Origin of the sequence: Shewanella frigidimarina NCIMB 400 (assembly GCF_000014705.1) — a bacterium.
Lineage (GTDB): Bacteria > Pseudomonadota > Gammaproteobacteria > Enterobacterales > Shewanellaceae > Shewanella > Shewanella frigidimarina.
In genome coordinates, this window is record NC_008345.1 from 1,403,248 (window position 1) to 1,429,195 (window position 25,948).

General features: G+C 40.6%; 23 protein-coding genes. 20 read left to right on the forward strand and 3 right to left on the reverse strand.

Going from position 1 to position 25,948, the window contains the following annotated elements:
• The 15 genes from fliR to SFRI_RS06225 all read left to right on the forward strand — a co-directional run bounded on the left by fliR (position 1) and on the right by SFRI_RS06225 (position 15,159).
• Positions 1-804, forward strand: a complete 804-nt coding sequence (fliR, locus tag SFRI_RS06155; protein WP_011636668.1) for a flagellar biosynthetic protein FliR — start codon at positions 1-3, stop codon at positions 802-804.
• 9 nt (positions 805-813) lie between these two features.
• Complete coding sequence (gene flhB / locus SFRI_RS06160; RefSeq protein WP_011636669.1) at positions 814-1,947, forward strand: flagellar biosynthesis protein FlhB; 1,134 nt, start codon at positions 814-816, stop codon at positions 1,945-1,947.
• 116 nt (positions 1,948-2,063) lie between these two features.
• The gene (flhA, locus tag SFRI_RS06165; protein WP_011636670.1) at positions 2,064-4,163 is read left to right on the forward strand and encodes a flagellar biosynthesis protein FlhA; all 2,100 of its coding nucleotides are present in this window, start codon (positions 2,064-2,066) and stop codon (positions 4,161-4,163) included.
• 29 nt (positions 4,164-4,192) lie between these two features.
• Complete coding sequence (gene flhF / locus SFRI_RS06170) at positions 4,193-5,578, forward strand: flagellar biosynthesis GTPase FlhF (protein WP_011636671.1); 1,386 nt, start codon at positions 4,193-4,195, stop codon at positions 5,576-5,578.
• 4 nt (positions 5,579-5,582) lie between these two features.
• A complete protein-coding gene (locus SFRI_RS06175) occupies positions 5,583-6,464 on the forward strand; it encodes a MinD/ParA family protein (protein WP_011636672.1) in 882 nt (293 codons plus the stop codon).
• On the forward strand, positions 6,457-7,176 hold the full coding sequence (locus tag SFRI_RS06180; RefSeq protein ID WP_011636673.1) for an RNA polymerase sigma factor FliA: 720 nt from the start codon (positions 6,457-6,459) through the stop codon (positions 7,174-7,176). The genes SFRI_RS06175 and SFRI_RS06180 overlap by 8 nt, the downstream gene beginning before the upstream one ends.
• Before the next feature lie 44 nt (positions 7,177-7,220).
• Positions 7,221-7,604 carry a chemotaxis response regulator CheY gene (cheY, locus tag SFRI_RS06185; protein WP_011919599.1) on the forward strand — a complete coding sequence of 128 codons (384 nt, stop codon included), beginning with the start codon at positions 7,221-7,223 and terminating at the stop codon, positions 7,602-7,604.
• A 13-nt stretch (positions 7,605-7,617) separates the two neighbouring features.
• On the forward strand, positions 7,618-8,355 hold the full coding sequence (locus tag SFRI_RS06190) for a protein phosphatase CheZ (RefSeq protein WP_011636675.1): 738 nt from the start codon (positions 7,618-7,620) through the stop codon (positions 8,353-8,355).
• A gap of 15 nt (positions 8,356-8,370) precedes the next feature.
• Positions 8,371-10,581 (forward strand): chemotaxis protein CheA, encoded by a 2,211-nt coding sequence (locus SFRI_RS06195; RefSeq protein WP_011636676.1) that lies wholly within the window; start codon positions 8,371-8,373, stop codon positions 10,579-10,581.
• A gap of 30 nt (positions 10,582-10,611) precedes the next feature.
• Positions 10,612-11,808, forward strand: a complete 1,197-nt coding sequence (locus SFRI_RS06200; protein ID WP_011636677.1) for a protein-glutamate methylesterase/protein-glutamine glutaminase — start codon at positions 10,612-10,614, stop codon at positions 11,806-11,808.
• Positions 11,801-12,265: a hypothetical protein gene (locus SFRI_RS06205; RefSeq protein ID WP_049763524.1), complete on the forward strand. Its 465-nt coding sequence runs from the start codon at positions 11,801-11,803 to the stop codon at positions 12,263-12,265. The genes SFRI_RS06200 and SFRI_RS06205 overlap by 8 nt, the downstream gene beginning before the upstream one ends.
• A gap of 45 nt (positions 12,266-12,310) precedes the next feature.
• Positions 12,311-13,105: a ParA family protein gene (locus SFRI_RS06210; RefSeq protein WP_011636679.1), complete on the forward strand. Its 795-nt coding sequence runs from the start codon at positions 12,311-12,313 to the stop codon at positions 13,103-13,105.
• Positions 13,089-14,171: a chemotaxis protein CheW gene (locus tag SFRI_RS06215; RefSeq protein ID WP_011636680.1), complete on the forward strand. Its 1,083-nt coding sequence runs from the start codon at positions 13,089-13,091 to the stop codon at positions 14,169-14,171. The genes SFRI_RS06210 and SFRI_RS06215 overlap by 17 nt, the downstream gene beginning before the upstream one ends.
• Positions 14,172-14,173: 2 nt before the next feature.
• On the forward strand, positions 14,174-14,668 hold the full coding sequence (locus tag SFRI_RS06220; protein WP_011636681.1) for a chemotaxis protein CheW: 495 nt from the start codon (positions 14,174-14,176) through the stop codon (positions 14,666-14,668).
• Between the two features lie 92 nt (positions 14,669-14,760).
• Positions 14,761-15,159, forward strand: coding sequence for a DUF2802 domain-containing protein (locus SFRI_RS06225; protein ID WP_011636682.1), 399 nt, complete (start codon positions 14,761-14,763; stop codon positions 15,157-15,159).
• Between the two features lie 88 nt (positions 15,160-15,247).
• On the opposite strand, the gene SFRI_RS06230 is transcribed toward SFRI_RS06225, so the two are convergent.
• Together SFRI_RS06230 and SFRI_RS06235 are read right to left on the reverse strand one after the other, a co-directional pair.
• On the reverse strand, positions 15,248-16,624 hold the full coding sequence (locus SFRI_RS06230; protein WP_011636683.1) for an RsmB/NOP family class I SAM-dependent RNA methyltransferase: 1,377 nt from the start codon (positions 16,622-16,624) through the stop codon (positions 15,248-15,250).
• A gap of 444 nt (positions 16,625-17,068) precedes the next feature.
• Positions 17,069-17,740: a DUF2461 domain-containing protein gene (locus SFRI_RS06235; protein ID WP_011636684.1), complete on the reverse strand. Its 672-nt coding sequence runs from the start codon at positions 17,738-17,740 to the stop codon at positions 17,069-17,071.
• 469 nt (positions 17,741-18,209) lie between these two features.
• Here SFRI_RS06235 and SFRI_RS06240 point away from each other — a divergent pair, with 469 nt between their 5' ends.
• From SFRI_RS06240 to SFRI_RS06255, 4 genes are all read left to right on the forward strand, one after another.
• Positions 18,210-18,641: an ATP-dependent zinc protease family protein gene (locus SFRI_RS06240; protein ID WP_011636685.1), complete on the forward strand. Its 432-nt coding sequence runs from the start codon at positions 18,210-18,212 to the stop codon at positions 18,639-18,641.
• 3 nt (positions 18,642-18,644) lie between these two features.
• The gene (gene rimK / locus SFRI_RS06245; RefSeq protein ID WP_011636686.1) at positions 18,645-19,550 is read left to right on the forward strand and encodes a 30S ribosomal protein S6--L-glutamate ligase; all 906 of its coding nucleotides are present in this window, start codon (positions 18,645-18,647) and stop codon (positions 19,548-19,550) included.
• Positions 19,550-20,563: a succinylglutamate desuccinylase/aspartoacylase family protein gene (locus tag SFRI_RS06250; protein ID WP_011636687.1), complete on the forward strand. Its 1,014-nt coding sequence runs from the start codon at positions 19,550-19,552 to the stop codon at positions 20,561-20,563. Before rimK ends, SFRI_RS06250 begins: the two co-directional genes overlap by 1 nt.
• Positions 20,564-21,097: 534 nt before the next feature.
• Positions 21,098-22,681, forward strand: a complete 1,584-nt coding sequence (locus SFRI_RS06255) for a methyl-accepting chemotaxis protein (RefSeq protein WP_011636688.1) — start codon at positions 21,098-21,100, stop codon at positions 22,679-22,681.
• 105 nt (positions 22,682-22,786) lie between these two features.
• On the opposite strand, the gene SFRI_RS06260 is transcribed toward SFRI_RS06255, so the two are convergent.
• Complete coding sequence (locus SFRI_RS06260; RefSeq protein ID WP_011636689.1) at positions 22,787-24,823, reverse strand: methyl-accepting chemotaxis protein; 2,037 nt, start codon at positions 24,821-24,823, stop codon at positions 22,787-22,789.
• A 372-nt stretch (positions 24,824-25,195) separates the two neighbouring features.
• On the opposite strand from SFRI_RS06260, the gene SFRI_RS06265 reads away from it, so the two are divergent.
• Positions 25,196-25,888, forward strand: coding sequence for a fumarylacetoacetate hydrolase family protein (locus SFRI_RS06265; protein WP_011636690.1), 693 nt, complete (start codon positions 25,196-25,198; stop codon positions 25,886-25,888).
• Positions 25,889-25,948: the final 60 nt, after the last annotated feature.

Genomic DNA, 25,948 nt, shown 5'->3' on the forward strand with positions numbered 1-25,948 from the left:
ATGGATATTTTGTTTGATGAAATCAGTCAAACAATTGCCGCATATCTTTTGCCGTTTTTTCGTATTTCATCCATGCTCATGGTGATGGCGGTATTTGGCGCCAATACTACTCCTGCTCGAGTTCGATTGATGTTATCCGTAGCGATAACGATGGCCGTGGCGCCTATTTTACCCCCTATTGAAAACGTCGAGTTACTGGCATTGAGTTCTGTTTTTGTCATTGCTCAGCAAATTTTAATTGGCGTCACCATGGGATTTGTGACCTTAATGGTGATGCAGACATTTGTATTAACAGGGCAAATAATTGGTATGCAAACCAGTTTAGGTTTTGCCTCTATGGTCGACCCCGGTTCTGGTGAGCAAACGCCTGTTGTGAGTAACTTTTTCCTATTATTAGCAACACTTATCTTTTTAGCTGTTGATGGCCATTTGTTAATGATACGGATGTTAGTGGCCAGTTTTGAAACCATTCCTATTTCAAATCAAGGTATATCAATTGCCAATTATCGTGCGCTTGCTGATTGGGGAAGTTTTATGTTTGGCTCTGCGTTAACGATGTCGATTTCGGCTATTGTTGCGTTGTTATTAATCAATTTATCCTTTGGTGTGATGACCCGCGCCTCACCTCAATTAAATATTTTCTCTATTGGTTTTCCGGTCACAATGGTCAGTGGTTTGTTGATTTTGTGGTTAACATTAGCACCTATCATGGCGCATTTTGATGAAGTGTGGATGGCTGCGCAGTTACTTATGTGTGATGTTCTGCAACTTCAATGTCAACTTGATGGCTCAGTAGTATTCTAAGGGGCATGTATGGCAGAAAGTGACAGCGGTCAAGAACGCACTGAAGACCCCACATCCAAACGACTTGAACAATCTCGAGAAAAAGGTCAAGTCGCTCGCTCTAAAGAGTTAGGTACCGCAGCGGTACTGCTTGCTGCATCTGTTGGGTTTTCGATGACAGGACCGGCAATTGCCAAAAGTCTCTATAATATTATGAAGCAAATTTTCTCGATGGAGCGCGATCAAATTTTTGATACTAATTCCATGTTTCGTGTATGGGGGGTCGTAGGCAGTGAACTTGCTGGGCCGTTAATTAGCTTTATTGCTTTGCTGGCATTTGTGTCTTTCCTAGGAAATATTGTTTTAGGTGGGATGTCTTTTTCTGTCAAAGCGTTTATGCCTAAAGGCAGTAAGTTAAATCCCATGAACGGTTTTAAGCGTATGTTTGGCACCCAGGCATTGGTTGAGCTTACTAAGGGTATTGCTAAGTTTTCGGTGGTAGCATTATCGGCTTATTTTTTATTAAAATTTTATTTCTACGATATTTTGACTCTGTCAAGCGATCACCTGCCAGGCAATGTTTATCATGCTCTAGATTTGCTTATCTGGATGTTCATCTTACTCTGCAGTTCGATGTTATTGATTGTGATTATTGATGTGCCATTTCAAATTTGGAACCACAAAAAACAGTTAAAAATGACTAAACAGGAAGTCAAAGACGAATATAAAGACACTGAAGGTAAACCTGAAGTTAAAGGCCGGATAAGACAAATGCAGCAGGAGATGGCACAACGGCGGATGATGACCGAAGTGCCTAATGCGGATGTTATTGTGGTTAACCCAGAGCATTATGCTGTGGCAGTTAAATACGATGTCAGCCGCTCATCAGCCCCTTTTTTAATCGCCAAAGGTGTCGATGATGTAGCTTTTAGAATACGTGAAATTGCTCGAGAACATAACGTTGCTATTGTATCGGCTCCACCGTTGGCTCGTGCTATTTACCACACGACTAAAGTGGATCAACAAGTGCCAGAAGGTTTATTTACCGCCGTTGCGCAGGTATTGGCTTATGTGTTCCAATTGAGACAGTATCAAAAAGGTAAAGGCCGTCGACCAAAACCTATCCCGCTTAAACAACCCATACCAGATGATTTAAAACACTAATAAATAATCTATTTTAGATAGATAATATTTGTGGCTTAATTTTTGCTTTGTATGTCTATTCGCGTCAAATAATAGTCCATTGACGCCGTGATCAGACATGAAGGGTTCGTCTTAATATGGATGCAAAAGCAGCTTTTGGCCAAATGAAACAAATGAAAGTATCTACTTTTAAAGGGATCGGAACACCTTTATTAGTACTTGCTGCGTTAGGCATGGTCGTTTTACCCATTCCTGCTTTTTTGCTAGATATTCTGTTTTCATTCAATATTGCGTTGGCTTTAGTTGTACTCTTAGTTGCTATTTATGCTGACAGACCACTCGATTTTGCTGCTTTCCCTACCGTATTATTAATTGCAACGTTACTAAGACTTGCCCTAAACGTCGCCTCTACCCGTATTGTATTGCTTGAAGGCCATAATGGTGGTGCCGCTGCGGGTAAAGTTATTGAAGCGTTTGGTTCAGTGGTCATTGGCGGCAATTATGCCGTTGGTTTAGTGGTGTTCATTATTCTTATTATCATTAACTTTGCTGTGGTAACTAAAGGTGCGGGGCGTATTGCTGAGGTGAGCGCTCGTTTTACCTTAGATGCAATGCCGGGTAAGCAAATGGCCATTGATGCAGATTTAAATGCTGGCACATTAACCCAAGACCAAGCACGTATTCGCCGCGCCGAAGTGACTCGAGAAGCTGACTTCTATGGTGCGATGGATGGTGCTTCAAAGTTTGTTAAAGGTGATGCCATAGCAGGGATCATGATCTTAGTCATCAATATGATTGGTGGATTTGTGATTGGTATGATCCAACATGGATTAGACTTTTCTAGCGCGGTTGAAATTTATACCTTACTAACCATCGGTGATGGTTTAGTTGCGCAAATTCCCGGTTTATTGCTGTCTATTGCCGCGGCCTTAATGGTAACTCGTCAAAACGAGTCTGGCGATATGGGCCAAATGATGTTCAGTCAGATGTTTGACAGCCATAAATCATTAGCCATTGCAGCAGGGTTACTCTTTATTATGGGTATTGTGCCTGGTATGCCTCATGTTGCGTTTTTGACATTTGCATTTATTACCGCTGGTGCTGCGTACTTTATTTACAAGCGTAATGTTGACAAAAAGCAAGCTGCACTAACGTTAGCGACTAAAGGGCCGGTTGAGAGCAAGGATAAAGAACCTAAAGATTTAAGCTGGGACGATGTGCGTCATGTTGATACTATTGGTCTTGAAGTCGGATATCGCTTAATTCCGCTGGTTGATAAGTCTCAAGGTGGTGAATTATTAGGCAGAATCAAAGGCGTACGTAAAAAACTGTCACAAGAATTAGGTTTTTTAGTGCCTGCGGTACATATTCGTGACAATCTAGATTTATCACCTAATGCGTATCGCATTTCATTAATGGGTGTAGTGGTAGGTGAGGCTGAAGTTAGACATGATTGTGAATTAGCGATTAATCCAGGCCAAGTTTACGGTAAGCTAGACGGTATTGAAACTCGTGACCCAGCTTTTGGTTTAGAGGCGGTGTGGATAGCGCCAGAGCAACGTGAACATGCACAAACATTAGGTTATACCGTAGTCGATACTGCAACGGTTGTAGCAACTCACATAAGCCAGTTACTGAGTAATAATGCTGCCAAATTATTAGGTTATGAAGAAGTACAGCAGTTAATGGATATGCTTGCCAAGAACTCTCCTAAATTAGTGGATGGCTTTGTACCAGATGTTATGCCTCTGGGATCCGTTGTTAAAGTGATGCAGAACTTACTTAACGAAGGGGTATCGGTACGGGATTTACGCACCATTGTGCAGACCTTGTTAGAATACGGTACTAAGAGCAATGACACAGAAGTATTAACGGCAGCAGTGCGTATAGCGTTAAAACGTATGATAGTGCAAGAAATCTCAGGACCAGAACTCGAAATTCCTGTCATAACATTGGCACCAGAGTTGGAACAGATGTTGCATAAGTCTATGCAGGCGACTGGCGGTGAAGGACCTAATATTGAACCCGGTCTCGCAGAACGCATGCAGCAGTCATTATTAGACGCTGCACAGAAGCAAGAAATGGTAGGGCAACCAGCCATTTTATTGACATCGGGTATGCTTAGGTCAACGCTGTCAAGATTTGTTAAATACACTATTCCAAATTTACGAGTGATTTCTTATCAAGAAATTCCGGACGAGAAACAAATTAGAATTGTTTCTGCAGTAGGCCAATAGTGATAACGTCAGTTTATAGAGGTGCATAAGTGAAAATTAAACGATTTTTTGCCAAAGATATGCGCGCGGCATTGGCTCAAGTAAAAGAAACCTTGGGTTCTGACGCTGTCATTATGTCAAATAAAAAAGTCACAGGCGGAATCGAAATTGTCGCTGCTGTAGATTATGATGAACCTAAAGCTGCCATCGCATCACAAGCGCCGACAACTGGTTTTATGGATGTCAGTGATGATCGAGTGTCATTAGGCACTAAGCCTGCCATGAAAGCCCAATCAAAGGTGAACCCACCTCCTGAGGCTGATTCTTTACAAGCATTACTCCAAAAACAACATAATCGCATGACACAACAAATGTCTGTGAGCCAAGATGAACCAGATTTACCAGAATGGGCCCGCCAATTACAAGGGGCAAAATCTGCTAAACCAGCATCAACTTTTCAATCGCAAGCGGCACCAGAGCAAGTTAAAAAAACCAATAAAAATCAATCTGCTGATATGGATGCACTGCGCGAAGAAATGGCTTCATTGCGTAACTTATTGACCCATCAAGTTTCATCGTTGATGAAAGACCAAAAAAAGCGTACCGATCCTGTCGGCGCAATGTTAGAAAGTAAATTGATTGCAGCAGAGTTTTCTCCAGCAGTTGCTGCTAAACTAGCTGGGTTAAGTCAACACTACACTCCAGCAGATTTAGTAAGAGCTTTACCACAAAGTTTAGCCAATTTACTCGATAATCAAGGCGATGACATTGTCAAACGCGGTGGTGTTGTGGCGTTTGTTGGTCCAACTGGTGTCGGTAAAACAACTTCTTTAGCTAAGATAGCCGCTCGATTTGCCGCCCATCATGGCCCAGAACAGGTAGCATTGATTACCACTGACCATTATCGTATTGGTGCCTATGAGCAATTAGCGACTTATGGCAAAATAATGGGCTGTCCGGTTAAGCAAGCACATGATTTAACCGAATTAGAACAAATTTTATATCAATTTAGAAATCGTAAGTTAGTATTAATTGATACGGCAGGTATGGGGCAGCGTGATATGCGCTTATATCAGCAATTGGATAATTTAACAGCAAATAGTAGGATCCCAATACGGAGCTATTTAGTCTTATCAGCGACTGGCCAACGTCGTGTGTTACAAGATGCTGTAGAACATTTTAAACGAATTCCATTAGCCGGTGCGATTTTAACAAAGTTAGATGAATCGGTATCAATTGCAGGTGCATTGAGCGTATTGATTCAAAATGAGTTACCATTGAGCTATGTTACTGACGGTCAACGTGTTCCTGAGGACATGAAAGTGGCAGATACGTTAGAGTTGGCTAAGAAAGCTCTCGCGGCGTTAAATGAAACAGAACAACAATCGTCACAAGACACAGTGTGGTCTAATGACACAGCCTATGCATTTGAGTAAAGATATGACTCGGGATCAAGCAAGTGGTTTACGTATGATGAATCAACCAAATAACGATAAAGTTAAAGTAATTGCCGTATCCGGTGGTAAAGGCGGAGTGGGCAAAACCAGTGTGTCAATTAATACTGCGGTAGCACTAGCTGAAAAAGGCAAACGCGTATTAGTGCTTGATGCCGATTTAGGTTTAGCCAACGTCGATGTCATGCTTGGGATACGTGCTGAGAAAAATTTATCTCATGTTTTGTCTGGAGATGCCGAATTAGATGACATCATTGTACGCGGACCTAAAGGTATTGGTATTGTTCCTGCCACATCTGGTTCTCAAGCGATGGTTGAGTTATCGCCAGCACAACACGCTGGACTTATCCGTGCATTTAGTGAAATGCGTACTCAGTTCGACATTTTAATTGTAGACACTGCCGCGGGTATTTCAGACATGGTGCTGAGTTTTTCTCGTGCATCACAGGATGTATTGATTGTCGTTTGCGACGAACCAACATCAATTACTGATGCTTATGCGCTAATTAAAATATTAAGTCGTGAACATGGTGTGTTCCACTTCAAAATTGTGGCAAATATGGTTCGTAGTCTTCGAGAAGGTATGGAATTATTTGCTAAACTCAGTAAAGTGACTGATAGATTTTTAGATGTTGCTTTAGAATTAGTGGCAACAATACCATTTGATGAAAATTTACGTAAAGCTGTTCGTAAGCAAAAGTTAGTTGTTGAAGCGTATCCTAAGTCTCCTTCAGCTATTGCTTATCATGGATTAGCCAACAAAATTATGACTTGGCCAGTTCCACAACAGCCTGGTGGTCATTTAGAATTTTTTGTTGAACGTCTTGTACAACGTAAACCGATACAAGAAGGAAGAACGAGTGAATAAAGCCGCAGCGTATACTCAGTTCGATAACAAAACGTCTATTGTTGAACAGTATGCACCGTTGGTAAAAAGAATTGCTCATCATATGCTGGCAAGATTACCAGCATCGGTGCAACTTGATGATTTATTACAAGCAGGGATGATGGGGTTACTTGAGGCCTCTTCTAAATTTGATAATAGTAAAGGGGCTAAGTTTGAAACCTTTGCTGGCATCAGAATTCGTGGTGCAATGATTGATGAAATTCGCCGTGGTGACTGGGTTCCGCGCTCAGTTCATCGTAATAATCGTCTAGTAGCACATGCAATTGATGAATTGGGGCAACTGCTTGGAAGAGATGCCAACGATACAGAAATTGCTGAAAAACTTGATATGTCGCTCGATGAGTACCATCATATCTTAAATGATGTTTCTGTTGGTAAAATCATAGGCATAGAAGATCTTGGTGTTTCGCAAGATGTGTTAATCACAGATAACGAATCACCAGATGAAACCTTTGACTCGCTTGCTGAAATTCAATTCCAATCTGCATTGGTTGAAGCAATTAAGACATTGCCAGAAAGAGATGCATTAGTGTTGTCGTTATATTACGACGAAGCATTAAATTTAAAAGAAATCGGTGCCATCCTTGAAGTTAGCGAATCGCGAGTAAGCCAGATATTAAGTCAGGCAATGCTCAGATTAAAAGCGAAGCTCAAGCATTGGACACAAGAATAATAACTTATCTAGAGCAAACGAGTGTCAGCTCACCGGAGGAAACCTTGGACAAGAATATGAAGATTCTTATTGTTGACGATTTTTCAACAATGAGGCGTATCATTAAGAACTTGTTGCGAGATTTGGGATTTAATAATACCCAAGAAGCAGATGATGGCTCAACAGCCCTACCTATGTTACAAAAAGGCGATTTTGATTTTGTGGTAACAGACTGGAATATGCCTGGAATGCAAGGTATTGACTTACTTAGAGCAATCCGTGCAGATGATTCGTTAAAGCATTTACCTGTGCTAATGGTAACTGCAGAAGCTAAGCGTGAACAGATTATTGCTGCCGCGCAAGCCGGTGTAAATGGTTATGTAGTAAAACCTTTTACCGCAGCTACGTTAAAAGAAAAGTTAGATAAAATCTTTGAACGACTCGCATAAGCAAGGATAAGTCATGCAGGCATCAATATCGGGGTTAATCACCCTCGAACAGGCCCAAGAACTTGTTGAATTGCTTACCTTGAGTCAACAAGATAAAGCCGATGAAATGATCAGAGAGCTTGCTACGCCATTACAGCGTGAGCTTTTTGAAGAAGTCGGTAAGCTAACTCGACAACTCCATAGCGCACTAAAAGATTTTCAAGTTGATAACCGTTTATCTGAATTAGCTAATACTGAAATACCAGATGCTAAAGAAAGATTGAACTATGTTATCGACATGACAGAACAAGCTGCAAATAAAACTATGGATGCAGTTGAAGAATGTCTGCCTTTGGCCGATACCATCATTAGCAATATACAATCAGTGACGCCAATGTGGGATAAATTGATGCGTCGTGACATTGAAATGGGTGAGTTTAAGTCGCTTTGTCATGATGTTCAGCAGTTTATGTTACATAGTGAAAATGATTCTAATCGTCTTCGCGAGTTATTAAATGAAATTTTGATGGCGCAAGACTTCCAAGATTTGACGGGGCAGATGATCCGTCGAGTGATTGATTTGGTTCGTGAAGTAGAAAGTAATTTGGTCTCAATGCTAACGGTATTCGGTGATCATACTACCGAATCATCGCCAACTATAAACGAAAATAAAATAGAAGCAGAAGGTCCCATCATGCATGCTGAACTGCGTGAAGATGTGGTGACAGGTCAAGATGAAGTAGACGATCTGCTATCAAGTCTGGGTTTCTAATTAGGAGTCAATTTAATGTCTTTTGATGTTGATGAAGAGATACTCCAGGACTTTTTAATTGAAGCTGGCGAGATTTTAGAGCTTCTACAGGAGCAGCTAGTTGCTCTTGAAAATAATCCTGATGACAGTGATTTACTTAATGCTATTTTCCGTGGATTCCATACCGTTAAAGGTGGGGCTGGTTTTTTAAGTCTAAAACCGATGGTTGACGTATGTCATGAAGCAGAAAACACGTTCGATTTATTACGCACCGGTAAACGTGGCGTAAATGCAGAATTAATGGATATTATTTTGCAAGCGGTCGACGCCATTAATTCCATGTTTGCTCAAACTCAACAGGGAGAATCACAAGACCCTGCTGATTCTGCATTACTTGCTAAACTCAAATTATTAAGTTCGGGTGCACCATTACCTTCAGAAATGTCGGCGGATGAACCGGAACCAATTGAAAATATTGTTGAATTTAGTGAGCCTGAATACGTCGAAGATATCAGTATTCCATCAACGGAAATGTCTGACACTGGCAGTATTGATGACATTGATGAGTCAGAATTTGAAGCGTTGCTTGATGCCTTACATGGTCCGGGTAAAAGTCCTGTTGCAGCTAAACCTTCTGAAGTAAAAAAAGACAATATTGACTCAAAGCCTGCTACAACAATTGGTAGCGATGAAATTACTGATGATGAATTTGAAGCATTATTAGATGAATTACATGGCTCTGGTTCATTCGAAGCTAAAACCAAACCTGTTGCTCCATCTAAGCCCGCTGCAAAGCCTATTGTTGAACCCTTGGTTGATTCTGATGAAATCACAGACGATGAATTTGAACGTCTTTTAGATGAATTACATGGTAAAGGTACTGCGCCAGTCGCTAAATCGCAAACGCCTCCTCCAGCTCAACCTACTAAAGCCGTCGCACCTCCACAAGCAGCAAAAACGAGTCCAGCCCCTACAGCTAAACCAGTAGCGACATCAGCCCCGGCTGTTGCTTCAAAGGTTGAGCCAGTAAAAGATAAAACGCCTGCAAAAGCGGCGTCTGTCCCACAAGGCGAAACAACAGTTCGTGTTGATACTGCTCGTTTAGATCAAATCATGAATATGGTCGGTGAGTTAGTTTTAGTGCGTAACCGATTGGTTAGTTTAGGCATTAATCGTGAAGACGAAGAAATGTCCAAGGCGCTTGCAAACCTAGATTTGGTTACGGCTGATTTACAAGGTGCGGTGATGAAAACCCGCATGCAACCGATTAAGAAAGTTTTTGGTCGTTTCCCGCGTGTTGTTCGCGATTTAGCTCGTACCTTAAATAAAGAAATTGATTTAATCATGATTGGTGAAGACACCGATCTTGATAAAAACTTAGTTGAGGCATTAGCCGATCCTTTAGTCCACTTGGTTCGTAACTCAGTTGATCACGGTATCGAAATGCCGATTACTCGTGAAGCGAGTGGTAAATCTCGAACCGGTACAATTACCTTATCGGCTAGCCAAGAAGGCGACCATATCCTGCTTAAAATTGAGGATGATGGCGCGGGAATGGATCCTGAGAAACTAAAACAAATCGCGATAAGTCGTGGTGTGCTTGATGAAGATGCCGCCTCGAGAATGACCGATAACGAAGCTTATAACTTGATTTTTGCCCCAGGATTTTCAACCAAAGTTGAAATTTCAGATATTTCAGGACGTGGAGTGGGTATGGATGTGGTGAAAACCCGCATCAACCAACTAAACGGTACTGTTTATATTGATTCTATGAAAGGTAAGGGCACGGTTCTCGAAATTAAAGTGCCATTAACCTTGGCTATTATGCCGACATTGATGGTTGATGTGTCTAATCAAGTTTTTGCACTACCATTATCGAGTGTGAATGAAATCTTTAATTTAGATTTAACAAAAACCAATATAGTAGACGGTCAATTGACGGTAATTTTCCGTAATAAGGCCGTGCCATTATTCTACCTAGAACATTGGCTGCACAGTAAAAAATCAACATTTAAACATGGCGATAAAAAGCATGGTCATGTGGTTATTGTTCAGCTTGGCACGATGCAAATTGGTTTTGTTGTTGATGCATTGATAGGCCAAGAAGAAGTTGTCATTAAACCGCTTGGCAGTATGTTACAAGGAACTCCAGGAATGGCGGGTGCGACTATTACATCCGATGGTGGTATTGCACTGATTTTAGATGTGCCAGGACTACTAAAACATTACGCTAAAAGCAAAAAATAAGAATAAAAGTTCCATTATTTAAGGAATTAAATGGCCATAAAAGTACTAGTTGTAGATGATTCTAGCTTTTTTCGACGTCGAGTCAGTGAGATTGTCAATCAAGATCCTGATCTCGAAGTCGTCGCAGTTGCCGTTAACGGCAAAGAAGCTGTTGAAATGGCTGCAAAATTAAAGCCTCAAGTCATTACGATGGATATTGAAATGCCTGTGATGGACGGTATAACTGCTGTCCGTGAAATTATGGCTAATAATCCTACACCTATTTTGATGTTTTCATCATTAACTCATGATGGTGCTAAAGCGACACTTGATGCGTTAGAAGCCGGCGCATTAGATTTTTTGCCAAAACGTTTTGAAGATATAGCAACGAATAAAGACGATGCGATTCTTTTGTTACAGCAACGAATTAAAGCGTTAGGTCGACGTAGGATGTATCGGTCAAGTTCGTTAACACCGACTTCAACAATAGAATCTCGTCGTTCAACGATTGCTGCTCCAGAGACAAATACGCCTCGCCGCCCGTTAAGTAGTCGTTTGGCTTCCACAACAACGCCAGTAGCGACTCGTTCCAGTTTATCAACAACCTCGGCAGATCGTCATAGCGCTAATCCGACAACGTCTTCAATATCATCTATTCGGGCCAGTGGTAAGCAATATAAATTGTTACTCATTGGAACTTCAACTGGTGGACCAGTAGCATTACAGAAAGTATTAACTGCATTTCCAGCAAATTATCCTCATCCTATTGTGTTGATACAGCATATGCCTGCGGCGTTTACTCCAGCTTTTGCAGCTCGTTTAAATACCTTGTGTAAAATTGAGGTAAAAGAAGCCGAAAATGGTGATGTTATGCGCCCTGGTTGTGCTTATTTAGCGCCTGGAGGCATGCAGCTCATGATTGAGCGAAGCGGTATTTCTGGAAGACTTAAAGTCATCTCTGGAACTCAAGAAATGAACTATAAACCGTGTGTTGATATTACTTTTGCATCAGCATCCAAAGCTTTTGGCGGTGATGTTTTAGCGGTTGTATTAACCGGAATGGGGGCTGACGGTAGAGAAGGTGCCAGAATGTTGAAGTCTGTTGGTGCCACTATTTGGGCACAGGATGAAGCAAGCTGTGTGGTATATGGTATGCCTCAAGCTGTGGCATCAACCGGTATCTCGACTCACTCTATTTCGTTGGACAATATGGCTGAAGCTATTTTAAAAGAGTCTAGTCGTGGCTAAGCCTGAGTACTCATTACAGACCAAGCAAATGCTAGGATTTTTTTTATCCTTTATTGCCATCTTAGTATTAGCGGGTTTGTATATTGATGCTCATCAAAAAGTGACGTTATTAGAGCAAGATGTCGCGCGATTAACGGCATCTCAAGTGTTATTAATGGTACCCGATGATCAAGCCGCTAATATTGCTAATTGGTTAACTCAGCATCCTGAACAAACTCAAGCAATTATAGCGTCTGCAGGAAATAAACAACCCCAAAGTGTGTTGTTTGGTCCAGGTACTTTAGATGACGCACCGCTTACTGATATTGATAAGGTTGAGCACGATGCTGATGTTGCTGCTGAACAAATTGATCAAGAAGTCATAGTATCAGAAGATGCTCAGGGGGTTAAAGTGATCCGTTTACCTAATGGTGGGATCCGTGTAACAACCCGTGATGATAAAAAACACAAGCAGTAGTCAATATTCCATAATAGTACCATTATAATGAGTTGAGAGGCTTTTTTGAAAGTATGGACGGTAGCTAACCAAAAAGGTGGAGTAGGTAAAACCACCACAGTAGCCAGTTTAGCCGGAGCGTTGGTTAAACGTGGTCAACGAGTGCTGATGATCGATACCGATCCTCACGCTTCATTGGGCTATTATTTAGGTATTGATTCCGATGAAGTGCCTTGTTCACTTTATGATGTCTTTTTGAATCATCAGACGCTGACCCAAGAGTTTATTCTACAGAATGTGCTCCCAACTCAAATCGAAGGGCTTGATATCATTCCTGCGAACATGGCGTTAGCGACACTTGATAGGTCATTAGGTCATCAAGAAGGAATGGGTTTGGTGTTGCGCAACTTATTGGCATTGCTTGAAGATAAATATGATGTTGCTATTATCGATTGTCCACCAGTATTAGGGGTGTTAATGGTTAATGCATTAGCAGCAAGTCATCACATTATTATTCCAGTCCAGACTGAGTTTTTGGCTATAAAAGGACTCGAACGTATGGTGAAAACGATGGAAATAATGGGCCGTTCTAAGAAAACTCGTTATAGCTATACTGTATTACCTACAATGTATGACAAGCGCACTAAAGCGTCCCCAATCGCATTACAATTTTTGCAGGATAAATATGGTCCAACACTGTGGCCTAATGATGTAATACCTGTAGATACAAAATTTAGAGATGCAAGTTTGGCTCATTTACCCGCATCACATTATTCAGCCAGTAGCCGAGGTGTAAAAGCATATAATCGCCTGCTGGATTTTTTATTTTCTCAGGAGTTTACCCATGTCAAAATCGGTTGATGAAACTGTTTTTGATTATTTCAGTCTTTTATTACAGGAATCGCCTAAGCCGATTACTGAACAAAGCCTTGAGGTAAAACCAAGTATTTCTGCTAATACCGTTAAAGACAGCGGCAATAAAACGTCAAGCATTAGCGAGGAAAAATCGACTCATACATCGGCCGAAATGACGCTGTCGGCACATTATTCGCAACTAACATCATCTAAGGTTGTTCCTGTTATTGCTAGGCAATATGCAGAGCCAACAACCAGTGTCGATAAGCTGGCACTTGAAAAATTATTATCTGCAGTGTCTAAACCCAAGGCTGAAACCGATTTATCGCAACAGATTAAAGCCAGTGCAGAACGAGTTCGTCAGGCTATCACTCATATTGAGCCTGAAACGGACATTACTCATACAAAAATACAACAAACAGAATTAACGGATAAAGAAATCAAGCCGTTAGTCGATATAAACAATAACGAAAGTTCACATGCCGATATAAAAGACGCTATCATTAAGCATGATCAGTTGGTAGAGAACTCGGCGTCGCAAGAGCACGATGCGCCACAGACTCAGGTTGGGTATCAACCGCCCAGTATTACCCATGATTTACAAGAATTACTTGATGATGAATTTCAGGTGTTATTCTTCAATGTAGCAGGGTTAACACTCGCGGTGCCATTGGTCAGTTTGGGTGGGATTATTAAAATTGAGAAGATAAGCCATCTTATAGGTAGGCCCTCTTGGTTTAAAGGGGTGCAAACCCATCGAGATACTAAAATAAATGTGGTTGATACGTGTGCTTGGGTGATGCCTGAAAAATATTCTCCAGAATTAGCACAAACAGTAAATTATCAATATCTTGTTATGCTTGAAGATAGTCAGTGGGGATTAACGTGCGAATCGTTAGTTAACGCCGTTAAAATAGATAAATCACACGTCAATTGGCGTGAAAAACCGGGTAAGCGTCCTTGGCTTGCTGGGGTAGTAAAACAACAAATGTGTGGCATTTTACATGTTCAAGCATTAATCAAAATGCTTGATGCAGGTTTAGGTTGTCAGGATTCGATTGACCGAGGTTAACTATGAGCAATTCTAGAAGTGTAGCAGCGGCTACTGCAGCTAAAGACGATTTGGTATTACAATGGGTTATATTTAAGCTAGATAATGAAACCTACGGTATTAACGTAATGCAAGTTCAAGAAATATTACGTTACACCGAAATTGCTCCTGTACCAGGTGCACCAGATTACGTTTTAGGTATTATTAACTTACGCGGAAACGTGGTAACGGTTATCGATACGCGTTCACGTTTTGGTTTGCCATCAGCCGAACTAGATGATTCTACTCGAGTGGTTATCATTGAAGCTGAAAAACAAGTTATTGGTATTTTGGTTGATAGCGTAGCTGAAGTGGTTTATTTACGTCGCTCAGAAATTGATAACGCACCAAATGTGGGCACTGAAGAAAGTGCTAAATATATTCAAGGTGTGAGTAACCGCGATAATGAATTATTGATTCTAGTCGATTTGGACAAATTATTGTCTGATGATGAGTGGGTAGAATTAACACAAATTTAATCGTAATCTGATGAAAAAAGCCAACCGAATAACTGTTGGCTTTTTGTTTTGGCTTTAGTTTTGTTTTTTGTTGAAGCAACAAAGGTATGTTAATGGGTGATGAATTTCTAATTGCAGCTTTAGTGTACGTTATTGCATGCCTTGGTTTGGTACTTTACTTACAAAAACAGTCGAGCAAATTAAAGACTAAAGTTAATGCTCTGACAGTGCTAGTAAAAGAAAGCGATCGTCAGCGAGAAGCTGTTAAACGTGAATTACACGAATTGCGCAGTGGTACTATTGGTGTAGGAAGGCGCGTTGTCGAATTAGAGAAAAAACTCTCCAAGCAGTTTGATATGCTGGAAGAAGCTAGCCAGCAAGACCCACAAGCCAAGTTATATTCTAGAGCCGTAAAAATGGTGGGTTTGGGGGCCGGTATTGAAGAGCTAATGCAAGAGTGTGAGTTACCTAAAGCAGAAGCTGAATTAATATTACGCCTTCATCGAAGATAGACAGTTAGTCGTTGTTTCACAATAATAAAAAGCCATCGATATGATGGCTTTTTAGTGGGAAATTTTAATTCTCTTTCGGCTAGGCGTACTACTTACGGCGCATTTTTGCGACAAACATGCCATCACTGTTAGCTTGCTGAGGCCAAATTGTCAGCATATCACATAGTTGCCCTGTAAAAGGATGCGTGACCGGTTCAAGTTCAAACTCGGCTGTTTCAGATAAAAAGTCTTTTACAATTTGTTCATTTTCACTAGGTGATAAAGAGCAAGTTGCATAAACCAATTTACCGCCTGATTTTACCGCCACTGCGCTACGTCTTAAAATGGCTAATTGTAGCATCGGTTTATCTGTTACTGCACTGGCATCATCAAGCCATCGCATATCAGGGTTTCTACGCCAAGTACCTGTGCAGCTACAAGGAGCATCGACTAATACTCCGTCAAAAGCATTCGCGTCTACAGGCAATACGTCGCCTTTCCAAGGTGCAACACTAATATTATCAAAACCTGCACGTTTGGCACGCTTGCGTAGCTCTTCTAACGGTTTAGTTCGAATATCTGATGCAATAATACTGCCCGTTAAGGCAGAGCCTTGCTGTAACATTAATGAATATAATTGCAGTGTTTTGCCGCCAGCACCACTACAAGCATCCCACCATTTATCATGGTTATTTGGCTGACAAATTTGTCCAATAACTTGTGAAGCTAAATCTTGGATTTCAAGATAACCTTGTTTATAAACATTAACTTCATTTAAGTTAATACTCTTATGACCTAAATTTATGGCATCTGAAAAGTAACTATTCGCTTTTGCTTCAATACCAGCTTGGCCAAGAGATTTGATCACTTTTTCTGTTGATAATGTTTGTGCACGAGCCCAGATCGGAGGGCGGCTGCTCATAGCATTAACAACTGCATATTGATCAACATCATCTATAGGACACAGTTGCCAAAACCATTGTGGCAACAACTGGGTTAGTTGACAGGTATCAATGCCACTTACCGTCATAAAGGCGGTTAATTTGTCATTCAATGAAGCATTATTTATCAGTTCAACTTGGTCCGGGCGGGTTTGAGGCCAACTCGCGAAGTCATTCCAGGCAGTAGCAACGTCATTCCATTCATGTTGTTCCAACATCGCGCATGTGCTTAGCTGTTGAAACCATGTAGTGTGTTTTTGGCTTGAATTTAATTGGTTTAACCAGCCCCACCAGCGAAATAGACCAAACAAACTTTCGCGGATCACTCGCCTATCTTTTGACCCATGTTTTTTATGTTCACGAAAATATTGGCCAATGATTCGATCGGCAGGCATGTTGGTACTCATAACCTGATTAAACAGAGTCTCAATAGTGGTTGAGTAACTTAGGGCTCGCTTTTGTGCTGGTGTCGTCGCAGCTATTTCTTGCGCATGTGTCTCGTCTGATGTGGATGCGTTAGACATGGCGGGAATATTATGACTCATGAATTAACCTGATATTGCCGCACAGCACATAACTGATGCTGTACAGGGGACTATTTTTTGCTAGTTTAACACGGCTTATCTAAATGATGAGCTAAAACTATGTTGGCGAAAATGACATCATATCTTAGTGATAATCTTGTAATATTAAATATTTCTAAAAGGTTATCACCAGCGTTCTGTGCTAAATAACCTGAGCTCGGGATAATAAACGCCTTTCAAACAGCCCTTTGTCCTGCTAACTGTGTTGAATCGACTTACTATAGGCTAGCTATTGACGCGTCAATTCGCCTTATTAGCATAACAAATGACAAGCTTGAAAGTGAGCTTGGTTAACATGCTGATTTTAAATAGCTAAGTTCATTCCTTATCCCGAGTTCAGGTTAAATACGCTTATTCGCGTCGTCGAAACGACGCTTCTATGATGATGTTATGATTCACTCGCACTTAAAAGTCTAAATCTAATGCAAAACATAAGTAAGCCATCAAGGCGCGCGTATGTTGATATTCTTGTGTACAAAATTCAATAAAATCAGCCTGGCATACTTGTTCTGAACTAATTGGTTTGATGGCAATAAAGTCTTTGCGCCTGAGCTCGTCAATCATTGGGTGATGTTTATCAAATCCTCGTGGAGGTCTAATTAAACTATCTCCCGTTAATTCAAATCCTGCTTGCGACAGTTGAGTTAATGCTTTTTGATAAGCATTAGGGTTTTCATCAATACAATGACGAATGGCATTGAGATCTTTTGATTCTGGGTGCCAAATACCCGCGGCAATGAAGCATTCATCATTAGCGATGTGAACATAAAATCCCGGAGCATGGACATCTTTGGCTTGAAAGTGTTTAAACTGAATGCCGACATTAGTCTTATAGGGTGTTTTATCTTTACTAAAGCGACTGTCGCGTTGTGGGCGCATTAAGCTACCACCAACTTTTTTAGCCACTGCAGTGAAGCGTGGAGACAAACCTAAAATAGGCCCTTGCATGGCTTCTATAAACTGTAATGCTGGTGTTCTCACTTGATCTTCGTATTGCTGTTGGTTGGTTTTAAACCATTCTCTATCGTTGTTAACTGCTAGACTGTTTAAAAAATCGAAACTATGTTGACTGAACATGACGATACCTTTTTTACAATAGCGATGCAGATATTAATGTTATAATTTGGCTATCATGTTAAACAATGTCTACTCTGAGTGAAATAGCTAGAGTTGTTTTAAGCCATTAATATTATGCACGTTATTTGAACGTTTTAATTTTAATTACGTGATTTTTGTATTGTAAGTCAAGGTGGATGTTAGTTTTTAGCGCTTTAGATATGGTCGTATTGTTATCGTAACTTACTGACATAGAAATTTATTTTAGATATGTTGTCAATGTTAGTTTGATATAAATAAAGTGTTGGTGTTAAAATTGTTTTGAAAGCTACATTTTTGACAAAAACTTTGTCGGTTAACGTTTGGTTAACAAAAAATATACGTTGAGCAGTGCAATGAAAAAACTTAATTGTGGTGTCTGCTCAAATATTGAATTTTTAGAAAGATAACACTTTGGAATGAATAATTCCTCTACAAGAAAGGATTGACCATGACTGAACATTCCCTCGGTATTGTGGGTTGGCGTGAATGGGGCACTTTTCCTGATATTGGCAACGAAAGAGTCAAAATCAAAGTGGATACTGGCGCAAAAACATCTTGTTTACATGCGTTCAAAATAAAACCGTTTCAAAAAGAAAACCAAAAATGGGTTCGAGTCTGGCTTCACCCTGACCAAGGTTCAGATCGTGAAGTCGTCTGTGAATTCCATGTCTTTGATCGCCGAGATGTTAGTGACTCTGGTGGTCATGTAACGAAACGCTACGTGATAAAAACGCCGATCTTAATCGGTGACCAACTTTTTGACATCGAACTGACGTTAACCAATAGAGATCACATGAAATTTAGAATGTTATTGGGACGCCGCGCATTAGAAGGGCGTTTTTTGGTTAATTCAGCAGAATCATTTCTAGCAGGAGAATAACAAATGCATATTGCAATAATGTCGAGAAATAAGAATTTATACTCGACAAGTCGGTTAAAAGAAGCTGCTGAAGCTCGCGGTCATGTCATAAAAATTGTCGACCCATTAAAGTGTTATATGAACATCAATATGAATGCCCCTAGCATTCATGTTCGTGGTGAAGAACTACCAAAATTTGATGCGGTTATTCCACGTATTGGTGCATCTGTCACTTTTTATGGTACCGCGGTATTGCGCCAGTTTGAGATGATGGGCACTCACCCGTTAAACGAGTCTGTTGCTATTACTCGCTCACGGGATAAATTACGTTCATTGCAACTCTTGTCTCGTAAGAATATTGGTTTACCCGTGACTGGTTTTGCTAGTAAGCCTGCTGATATTCCTGATTTATTGGACATGGTTGGTGGTGCCCCTTGTGTTATTAAGTTACTTGAAGGTACTCAAGGTATTGGTGTTGTCTTAGCTGAAACTCGTAAAGCGGCTGAATCTGTTATTGAAGCATTTATGGGCCTAAAAGCTAACATCATGGTGCAAGAATATATCGCTGAAGCTGGAGGTGCAGATATCCGCTGCTTCGTTATTGGTGATAAAGTGATTGCTGCAATGAAACGCCAAGCATTACCCGGTGAGTTCCGTTCTAATTTACACCGTGGGGGTTCTGCTAGCATTGTTAAGTTAACGCCTGAAGAGCGTTCGACCGCGTTGCGTGCTGCCAAAACAATGGGTCTTAATGTCGCTGGTGTAGATATTTTACGTTCAAAACACGGCCCATTAGTGATGGAAGTTAACTCATCTCCAGGTCTTGAAGGCATCGAAAAAGCTACTGGTATTGATGTTGCTGAAAAAATTATTCAGTTTATTGAGAAAAACGTTAAATCCACAAGTTCAAAAACGAAAGGTGTTGGTTAATGGCAAAAAAGCATGAACCGTTTGTTATCGGTGATGTTAGCGTAGCGGCAGGTACTCAACAAAGTGTCAAATTGCCTGCAGCAAAACTGTATAACGATACACCGATGGATTTGCACGTTGAAGTGTTTCACGGCACTAAAGCGGGACCTGTTTTATTGGTTTGCGCAGCAATCCATGGTGATGAGTTAAATGGCATCGAAATATGTCGACGTTTGCTCGGTCGTGTTAATGCTAAAACCTTAACGGGAACCTTGTTAATTGTTCCTATCGTTAACGTGTTTGGTTTTATTCAACAATCTCGTTATTTACCGGATCGACGCGATCTAAATCGCTGTTTTCCAGGCTCTGCTAAAGGTGCGCTAGCGAGTCGTTTGGCCCATTTGTTTAGTAGTATTTTAGTTAAACGAGCAACGCATATTGTCGATTTGCATACCGGTGCTATCCATCGTGATAATTTACCGCAGATCCGTTGTGATACCGACGATGAAGTGATGCTCGACATGGCAAATGCTTTTGGTGCACCGGTGATAATGTCATCAAAAGCGCGTGAAGGTTCAATGCGCGGTTATGCTAACAGCCTGAATATTCCTTGTATTTTATATGAGGCAGGTGAAGCACTGCGCTTTAGTGATATGTCGATTAAATCTGGCGTTAACGGCGTTATCAATGTGATGCGCTGTTTAAGTATGACTAAAGGCAAAATTAAAACTAAAAGTACCAGTGTTAATGCCAGCCGCAGTTATTGGGTCCGCAGTGAGTCTGATGGATTAGTTAATATTAAGCTTAAATTGGGTGAGCGCGTCTCTAAAGGGCAGGTGTTAGCCAACATCGTTAACCCTTTGGGTGGTGAACCATCGCCTTTGCTCGCACCTACTGACGGAATTATTATTGGTAACAGTAATATTCCTGTTACCAATGAAGGCGAAGCCTTGTTTCATATCGCGCAATTTAGCGGTGACGAGATAGAAATCATCAACGATAACCTTGACGATTTTATGCAAGAATACGCTTAATTTCTTTTGTATTGGCGTTTTTAGTTATTGGCTCAGTTGTCACTCAAGTAGGTATGGTTAACGGATTGGACATATTACTTGGGTTATTCGAGCGTCTGATTAACATGTAGGGCATACTTTGCCTTACATGTTAATTTTATTACCACAATACATGATTAATAACCTATTCTGCTTTGTGACTAACCAATTTAACTTCAACTTTGAAATAAGCTAATTAAAGTTCGTAATATTCTATTTTTAAAGGTTTTTTATTTTAAATTATCTTTTGCGATAAAAAAAAAGACTTTTGATCAACTCTACTACATCATGCTTTTTCCGGAACATCTGTTGTGTCTATTAAATTATATAATTGACAATTTTCAAATACATACCAAACTATAATAACCTATAAAAAATAGGGTTATGGCTCACTAACGACAGTGATGACATAAATCCACCACCTCATTAAATGGAACCGTTGTCCACGCACCTTTGGTGTACAGATAACATTAATGGGTTTTCTATCCACTATACAAAACAAGGATGTCAGTGCCTATGCGCAATAATCAACCCGTTACCCTCAATCAGTACAACTTCGATGATGCTCTTCGTTTAATTTCAGGAACCGATCTGCGCGGCCATATTACCTATTGTAATGATGCTTTTGTTGAGGTCAGCGGCTTTGAAAAAAGTGAGTTAATCGGTAAACCACATAACCTTGTGCGTCATCCAGACATGCCAAGTGAAGTATTTAAAGATATGTGGGCATGTATCTCAAGCGGTAAAGTGTGGATGGGACTGGTTAAGAATCGTCGTAAAAATGGTGATTATTATTGGGTTAGCGCATTTGTTACTCCAGTATTCGAAAATAATAAAATAGCAGGTTACGAGTCTGTTAGGGTTACTGCATTACCAAGTGAAATTGCCCGTGCTGAAGCGGCTTATGCCAGAATAAAAGCTAATAAGTCACCAAGACCACTTCATGCAAAAATAAAACATCAAGTAATTAAATTATTACCCGCATGGTTACCAATGTTTATTTTGTCCATTGTATTAACTGAGTTCTGGGGGGGTGTGCCTGGTGCAATGGGTTTATTCACCCTTGTATTATCAACGGCTTGGTTGGGCTATAAACAGCAACAAGATTGGTATGAAGTCGTCAAACTTAATCCTAATTCGTTTACAGATCTCATTGTGGCAGAAACCTATTTTGCTGATTTTGGCGCTAAAGCGCAGGCAAAATTGGCTCTGGGTTGCGAAGTTGCTCGTTGTCGTACAGCGATGACGCGTATTGAAGATGCTGCAAAATCATTAGATGGCATTGTCGAGCACACTCAACTTGAGGCTGAATCAACGGCTAAAGCGGTAAGTTTACAAAGTGTATCAACACAACAGATTGCTTCGGCAATTACCCAGATGTCTACAGCTATTCAAGAAGTGTCCGCTAATGTCGAGCGTAATGCTTACAGCGCAAAAGAAGCATTAGACAATGTTACCGACGGAGCTCAACTGGCTAATCAAGCTAAACAGTCTATTGATGAATTAAATCTGTCTGTCGCGGATATCGCTAAAACAGTACGCGAGTTATCTGACTCTACAAATGAGATCGGCCAAGCGGCCAGTCTTATTTCGAGTATTGCCGACCAAACCAATTTGTTGGCCTTAAATGCCGCGATTGAAGCCGCAAGGGCGGGGGAACAAGGTCGTGGATTCAGCGTTGTTGCAGATGAAGTACGTTCCCTAGCACTGAAAACTCGAGAATCGACCGATAGAATTCACAGCATAGTGAGTGTACTAACGAAGCGAGCCAGTAATGCCGTTCAAGTGTCGGTTAGGGGGGAGCAAGCAGCCAGTAAAGGTGTTGAGATTGTTGATAAAACGCGTAACGCATTAGCGTCGATTAACCAATCCGTTGAACAAATCACCCAACTTACCTTAGATATGTCTGCGGCGGTAGAGCAGCAGAGTGCAGTCGCTGAGCATATTAATCAGCAAATTATTGATATTGCAGATTCTGCAGAAATTACTAAAGCTTCATCAGAAAAATCGTTACATAACAGCAGTGAATTGGGCCAGTCAGTGTTGATGGTTCGATCTATTATTAGGCGTTTTGCTGTAGGGACATTAGGTAAGAAATAGACGATACGCCACAGCATCTTTTACAGAGTCAAAATAGGCCAGACATCTTGCGATTACTGGCCTATTTTATTGTTTCTCTGACTACCGCTTTTATTACGCTACTGCTCAGAGTGTAAAGCGTTCAACAGAGGTGGTAAGCGAATGAGCTAATTGATTTAATTGCTGGCTTTGCTGTGTCATTGAAGCAGACTCCTGAGCATTTTGTTCTGCTGCCTCGGCTGTTTGGGTCATTGTTTGCTCTATTTGTTGGCTATGGCTTACTTGTTCATTGGCTGCATGAGTAATGCTTTGGCTCATACCATTAATAGTGCTAAGCGCCGCTTCTATTTGCTCGATTGCATCATGCAACGACTGGCTTTGTTCTACACATTCACTGGCTTGTATTTGTCCTTGTGAGATTGCTGTAACGGCATAAGTTGTTTCTTGCTGTAAGGCACTAATCATGGTTTGAATTTCGGCGGTTGATAGTTGCGTTCTAGAGGCTAATGAACGAACCTCATCAGCAACAACGGCAAAGCCACGCCCATGTTCACCCGCTCTTGCAGCTTCAATTGCAGCATTCAATGCTAGCAAATTGGTCTGATCGGCAATAGCACTGATGGTGGTTAAAATCCCACCAATATTATCACTGTGCTGACTGAGTTTTGCCATGATCTCCACAGAATCGCGCAAGCTGGTTGATAAGGCTTCAATACGGAAACGGTTATCATTAGCAATGCTTTTTATTTGTAATCCTTGCGAGGAAGCTAATTTAACATGTTGTTCAGATTCAGAGGCTTGCTCATTGACCTGATTTGAACTGTGATGTATTTGCTCTGCAAGCTGCTTAGCTTGGCTAATATTGTTAATTTGTGCGGAAGCTGAAAGGGATATTGTTTCGCTTTGCGCTTGCGAGCGAATAGCGGATTCATCTAGCAGGTGTGCATCACGACTAATGTCTTGCAATAAATTAGTCAGGTCGTCAGACAGTTTATTGATGTTATCCATCAACTCGCCAAATTCATCATTATTTCTCTTGGTTAATCGCCGAGATAAATCACCGCTGGCAATTCGCGATAATGCACTGTTAATGGCTTGTAGGGGGCCTAACATGGCTTTTGAGGTAAAGTAATAGATAAACATCGCCATCAAGACAAACACCACCGCCATTGCAACAGCCAATGTTTGTGCGGTACTAACGTCATCAATCGCAACCATTTGTAACTGGTGGAATCGTTCGTTGGCGAGCTTTACTAATTGCTCTAACTGATTGTTAGTTGCATCAAAAAAGGTGTTGGCTTGCAGGTTACTATTCTCAGCTAAGCGCTGCTGATTGACGACATTTTCTTGTGCGAGATACAAGCTGCCTGGTTTATCGGTGAACTGTTTAATTGTTTGCAAGTTAGTGTCAAAATCTACAAATAGCTCAGTAGCACCCAAAGGCTCTGCTTGTTGGGTTAAGTAGTTGCCATTAACCGTAATATTACCTAATAACATAGCCACATCTTGTTTATGAATATTAACAGCATCAACAGCGGTTAATCGGCCAAGTTCCGTCATGGTATTGCCTAGAGTAAACAGCATATCGTCGATGCGTACTCCGCCGCCAATGACTTCATTTAATAACTGCTGTTCGCCCGCCGAGGCTTCTATCAGTTCTAAATCAATCATATTGTTACTGGCATTAATTCGAACATTATCAAATTGCTGTTTTAGTGTGCCGAAGTTGTCGCGGTTTTGTCCTATTTCAAGTTTAGCGCCGAACATGATGTGCGATTGCTGTTCGTACTGCTGGTATGATTTTTGAGCTTGAGTTAATGACTGAAGCATTGTGGGTTGATCAGCCACTTTTGCAGATAATGTCTTTAATACCTCTCTGAACTCCAGTTGCAATTGCTTGAACCGCTTATAACTGAGGTCAATATTGTCATTATCGATTTGTGAATAAGCTAAACTGCCAGTTTTAGCCATTTTTAATAGGGTAATTTGCAAGGCATTTGACTGGTTTTGAACTGGTACTGCTAAGGTTTCGATATTAATATTGGCTGTTTGAATTTTACTCAAGGAATGATAAAAAAAACTACTTCCAGCAAGCAGTAATAAGCCAATCGAGGCAAATCCCAACGCTATTTTTTGTTTGATTGTCAATTCGAATATTGTCATTTAGTCTCTCTTATTGTTATTTTCTGACGTCATTCTTACTGTATTTATGCGTAATCAAGGATGTTTTTTGTTCAATAGTGACAATCTCTAGAGTAGTTGTTTGTTAAAATAATGTAAATGACCTTGTGTGAAAATAGAAATATATCCTTGTTTTTATAGTTATATTTCACTTTTTAATCCAAATGCTTATTGAGCATGTGTGCCAATTGATTAGTACTAATAGAGCAATATCGTTAAGCTATTAACAATCTAATAGGCAAGCGATAATGCTTTGGGTATTATTTAAAAATAGCAGTTGTTCTATTTTGAAATATTTAGCTTTATCGTTAGAAGAATTACTCTTGTCACTGCTTTCAATTATTCGAGGTTAATGTGGGTCTACAATCAGTATCACTCAAGCAGTCAGATGGCCAAGTAAGTAGCATCATCCCATCAAAAATTATTTGTATCGGACGTAATTATGCTGAGCATATTAACGAACTTGGTAATGACATTCCTGACGAGATGGTAGTGTTTCTTAAACCAAACTCAGCCATTACTAACACGTTATGTAGTCACTTAGGTGAACCTTTACATTATGAAGCAGAGTTGTGCTTTATGGTGAGTGATGGTCAGTTCAGTGCCGTTGGCGTTGGACTTGATATGACTAAGCGTGAGTTACAGACTAAGCTAAAGAAACAAGGTTTACCGTGGGAGCGTTCTAAAGCATTTGATGGGTCGGCTCTTTTCAGTGAATTTATTGCAATAACACCAGACATCAAAGATTGGTGCTTTCAATTAACCATTGATAATGTCGTAACGCAATTAGGTCATCAGCAATTAATGATGTACCAGCCACACACTATTCTTAATGCTGTTAGTGAGTTTATGACCTTAAACGATGGTGACATTGTGATGACAGGCACACCTAAAGGTGTAAGTGTGGTGACAGAAAATGCTACTTTTGAGCTGAGCTTATGGGCTAATGTGCCATTTACTGTATTTGAAGCTGCGTTGTCGGGAGATAAACCGATTGAACAGCTTTGTGGTAACCCAGAAATCGTTAAGCAATGGCAGGCAAAATAACGTTAGGCCGAGAAATAAAGAATACTCGAAAAAATGACCTTCTTATTAAAGAGGGTCATT

Coding starts and splice junctions, on each gene's coding strand:
- SFRI_RS06215 (WP_011636680.1), top strand. CDS start 13,089: ATGTCAAAATCGGTTGATGAAACTGTTTTTGATTATTTCAGTCTTTTA.
- SFRI_RS06260 (WP_011636689.1), bottom strand. CDS start 24,823: ATGACAATATTCGAATTGACAATCAAACAAAAAATAGCGTTGGGATTT.
- SFRI_RS06230 (WP_011636683.1), bottom strand. CDS start 16,624: ATGAGTCATAATATTCCCGCCATGTCTAACGCATCCACATCAGACGAG.
- SFRI_RS06175 (WP_011636672.1), top strand. CDS start 5,583: ATGACTCGGGATCAAGCAAGTGGTTTACGTATGATGAATCAACCAAAT.
- SFRI_RS06190 (WP_011636675.1), top strand. CDS start 7,618: ATGCAGGCATCAATATCGGGGTTAATCACCCTCGAACAGGCCCAAGAA.
- SFRI_RS06250 (WP_011636687.1), top strand. CDS start 19,550: ATGGCAAAAAAGCATGAACCGTTTGTTATCGGTGATGTTAGCGTAGCG.
- SFRI_RS06200 (WP_011636677.1), top strand. CDS start 10,612: ATGGCCATAAAAGTACTAGTTGTAGATGATTCTAGCTTTTTTCGACGT.
- SFRI_RS06255 (WP_011636688.1), top strand. CDS start 21,098: ATGCGCAATAATCAACCCGTTACCCTCAATCAGTACAACTTCGATGAT.
- rimK (WP_011636686.1), top strand. CDS start 18,645: ATGCATATTGCAATAATGTCGAGAAATAAGAATTTATACTCGACAAGT.
- SFRI_RS06240 (WP_011636685.1), top strand. CDS start 18,210: ATGACTGAACATTCCCTCGGTATTGTGGGTTGGCGTGAATGGGGCACT.
- flhA (WP_011636670.1), top strand. CDS start 2,064: ATGGATGCAAAAGCAGCTTTTGGCCAAATGAAACAAATGAAAGTATCT.
- SFRI_RS06235 (WP_011636684.1), bottom strand. CDS start 17,740: ATGTTCAGTCAACATAGTTTCGATTTTTTAAACAGTCTAGCAGTTAAC.
- SFRI_RS06220 (WP_011636681.1), top strand. CDS start 14,174: ATGAGCAATTCTAGAAGTGTAGCAGCGGCTACTGCAGCTAAAGACGAT.
- SFRI_RS06195 (WP_011636676.1), top strand. CDS start 8,371: ATGTCTTTTGATGTTGATGAAGAGATACTCCAGGACTTTTTAATTGAA.
- SFRI_RS06225 (WP_011636682.1), top strand. CDS start 14,761: ATGGGTGATGAATTTCTAATTGCAGCTTTAGTGTACGTTATTGCATGC.
- flhB (WP_011636669.1), top strand. CDS start 814: ATGGCAGAAAGTGACAGCGGTCAAGAACGCACTGAAGACCCCACATCC.
- fliR (WP_011636668.1), top strand. CDS start 1: ATGGATATTTTGTTTGATGAAATCAGTCAAACAATTGCCGCATATCTT.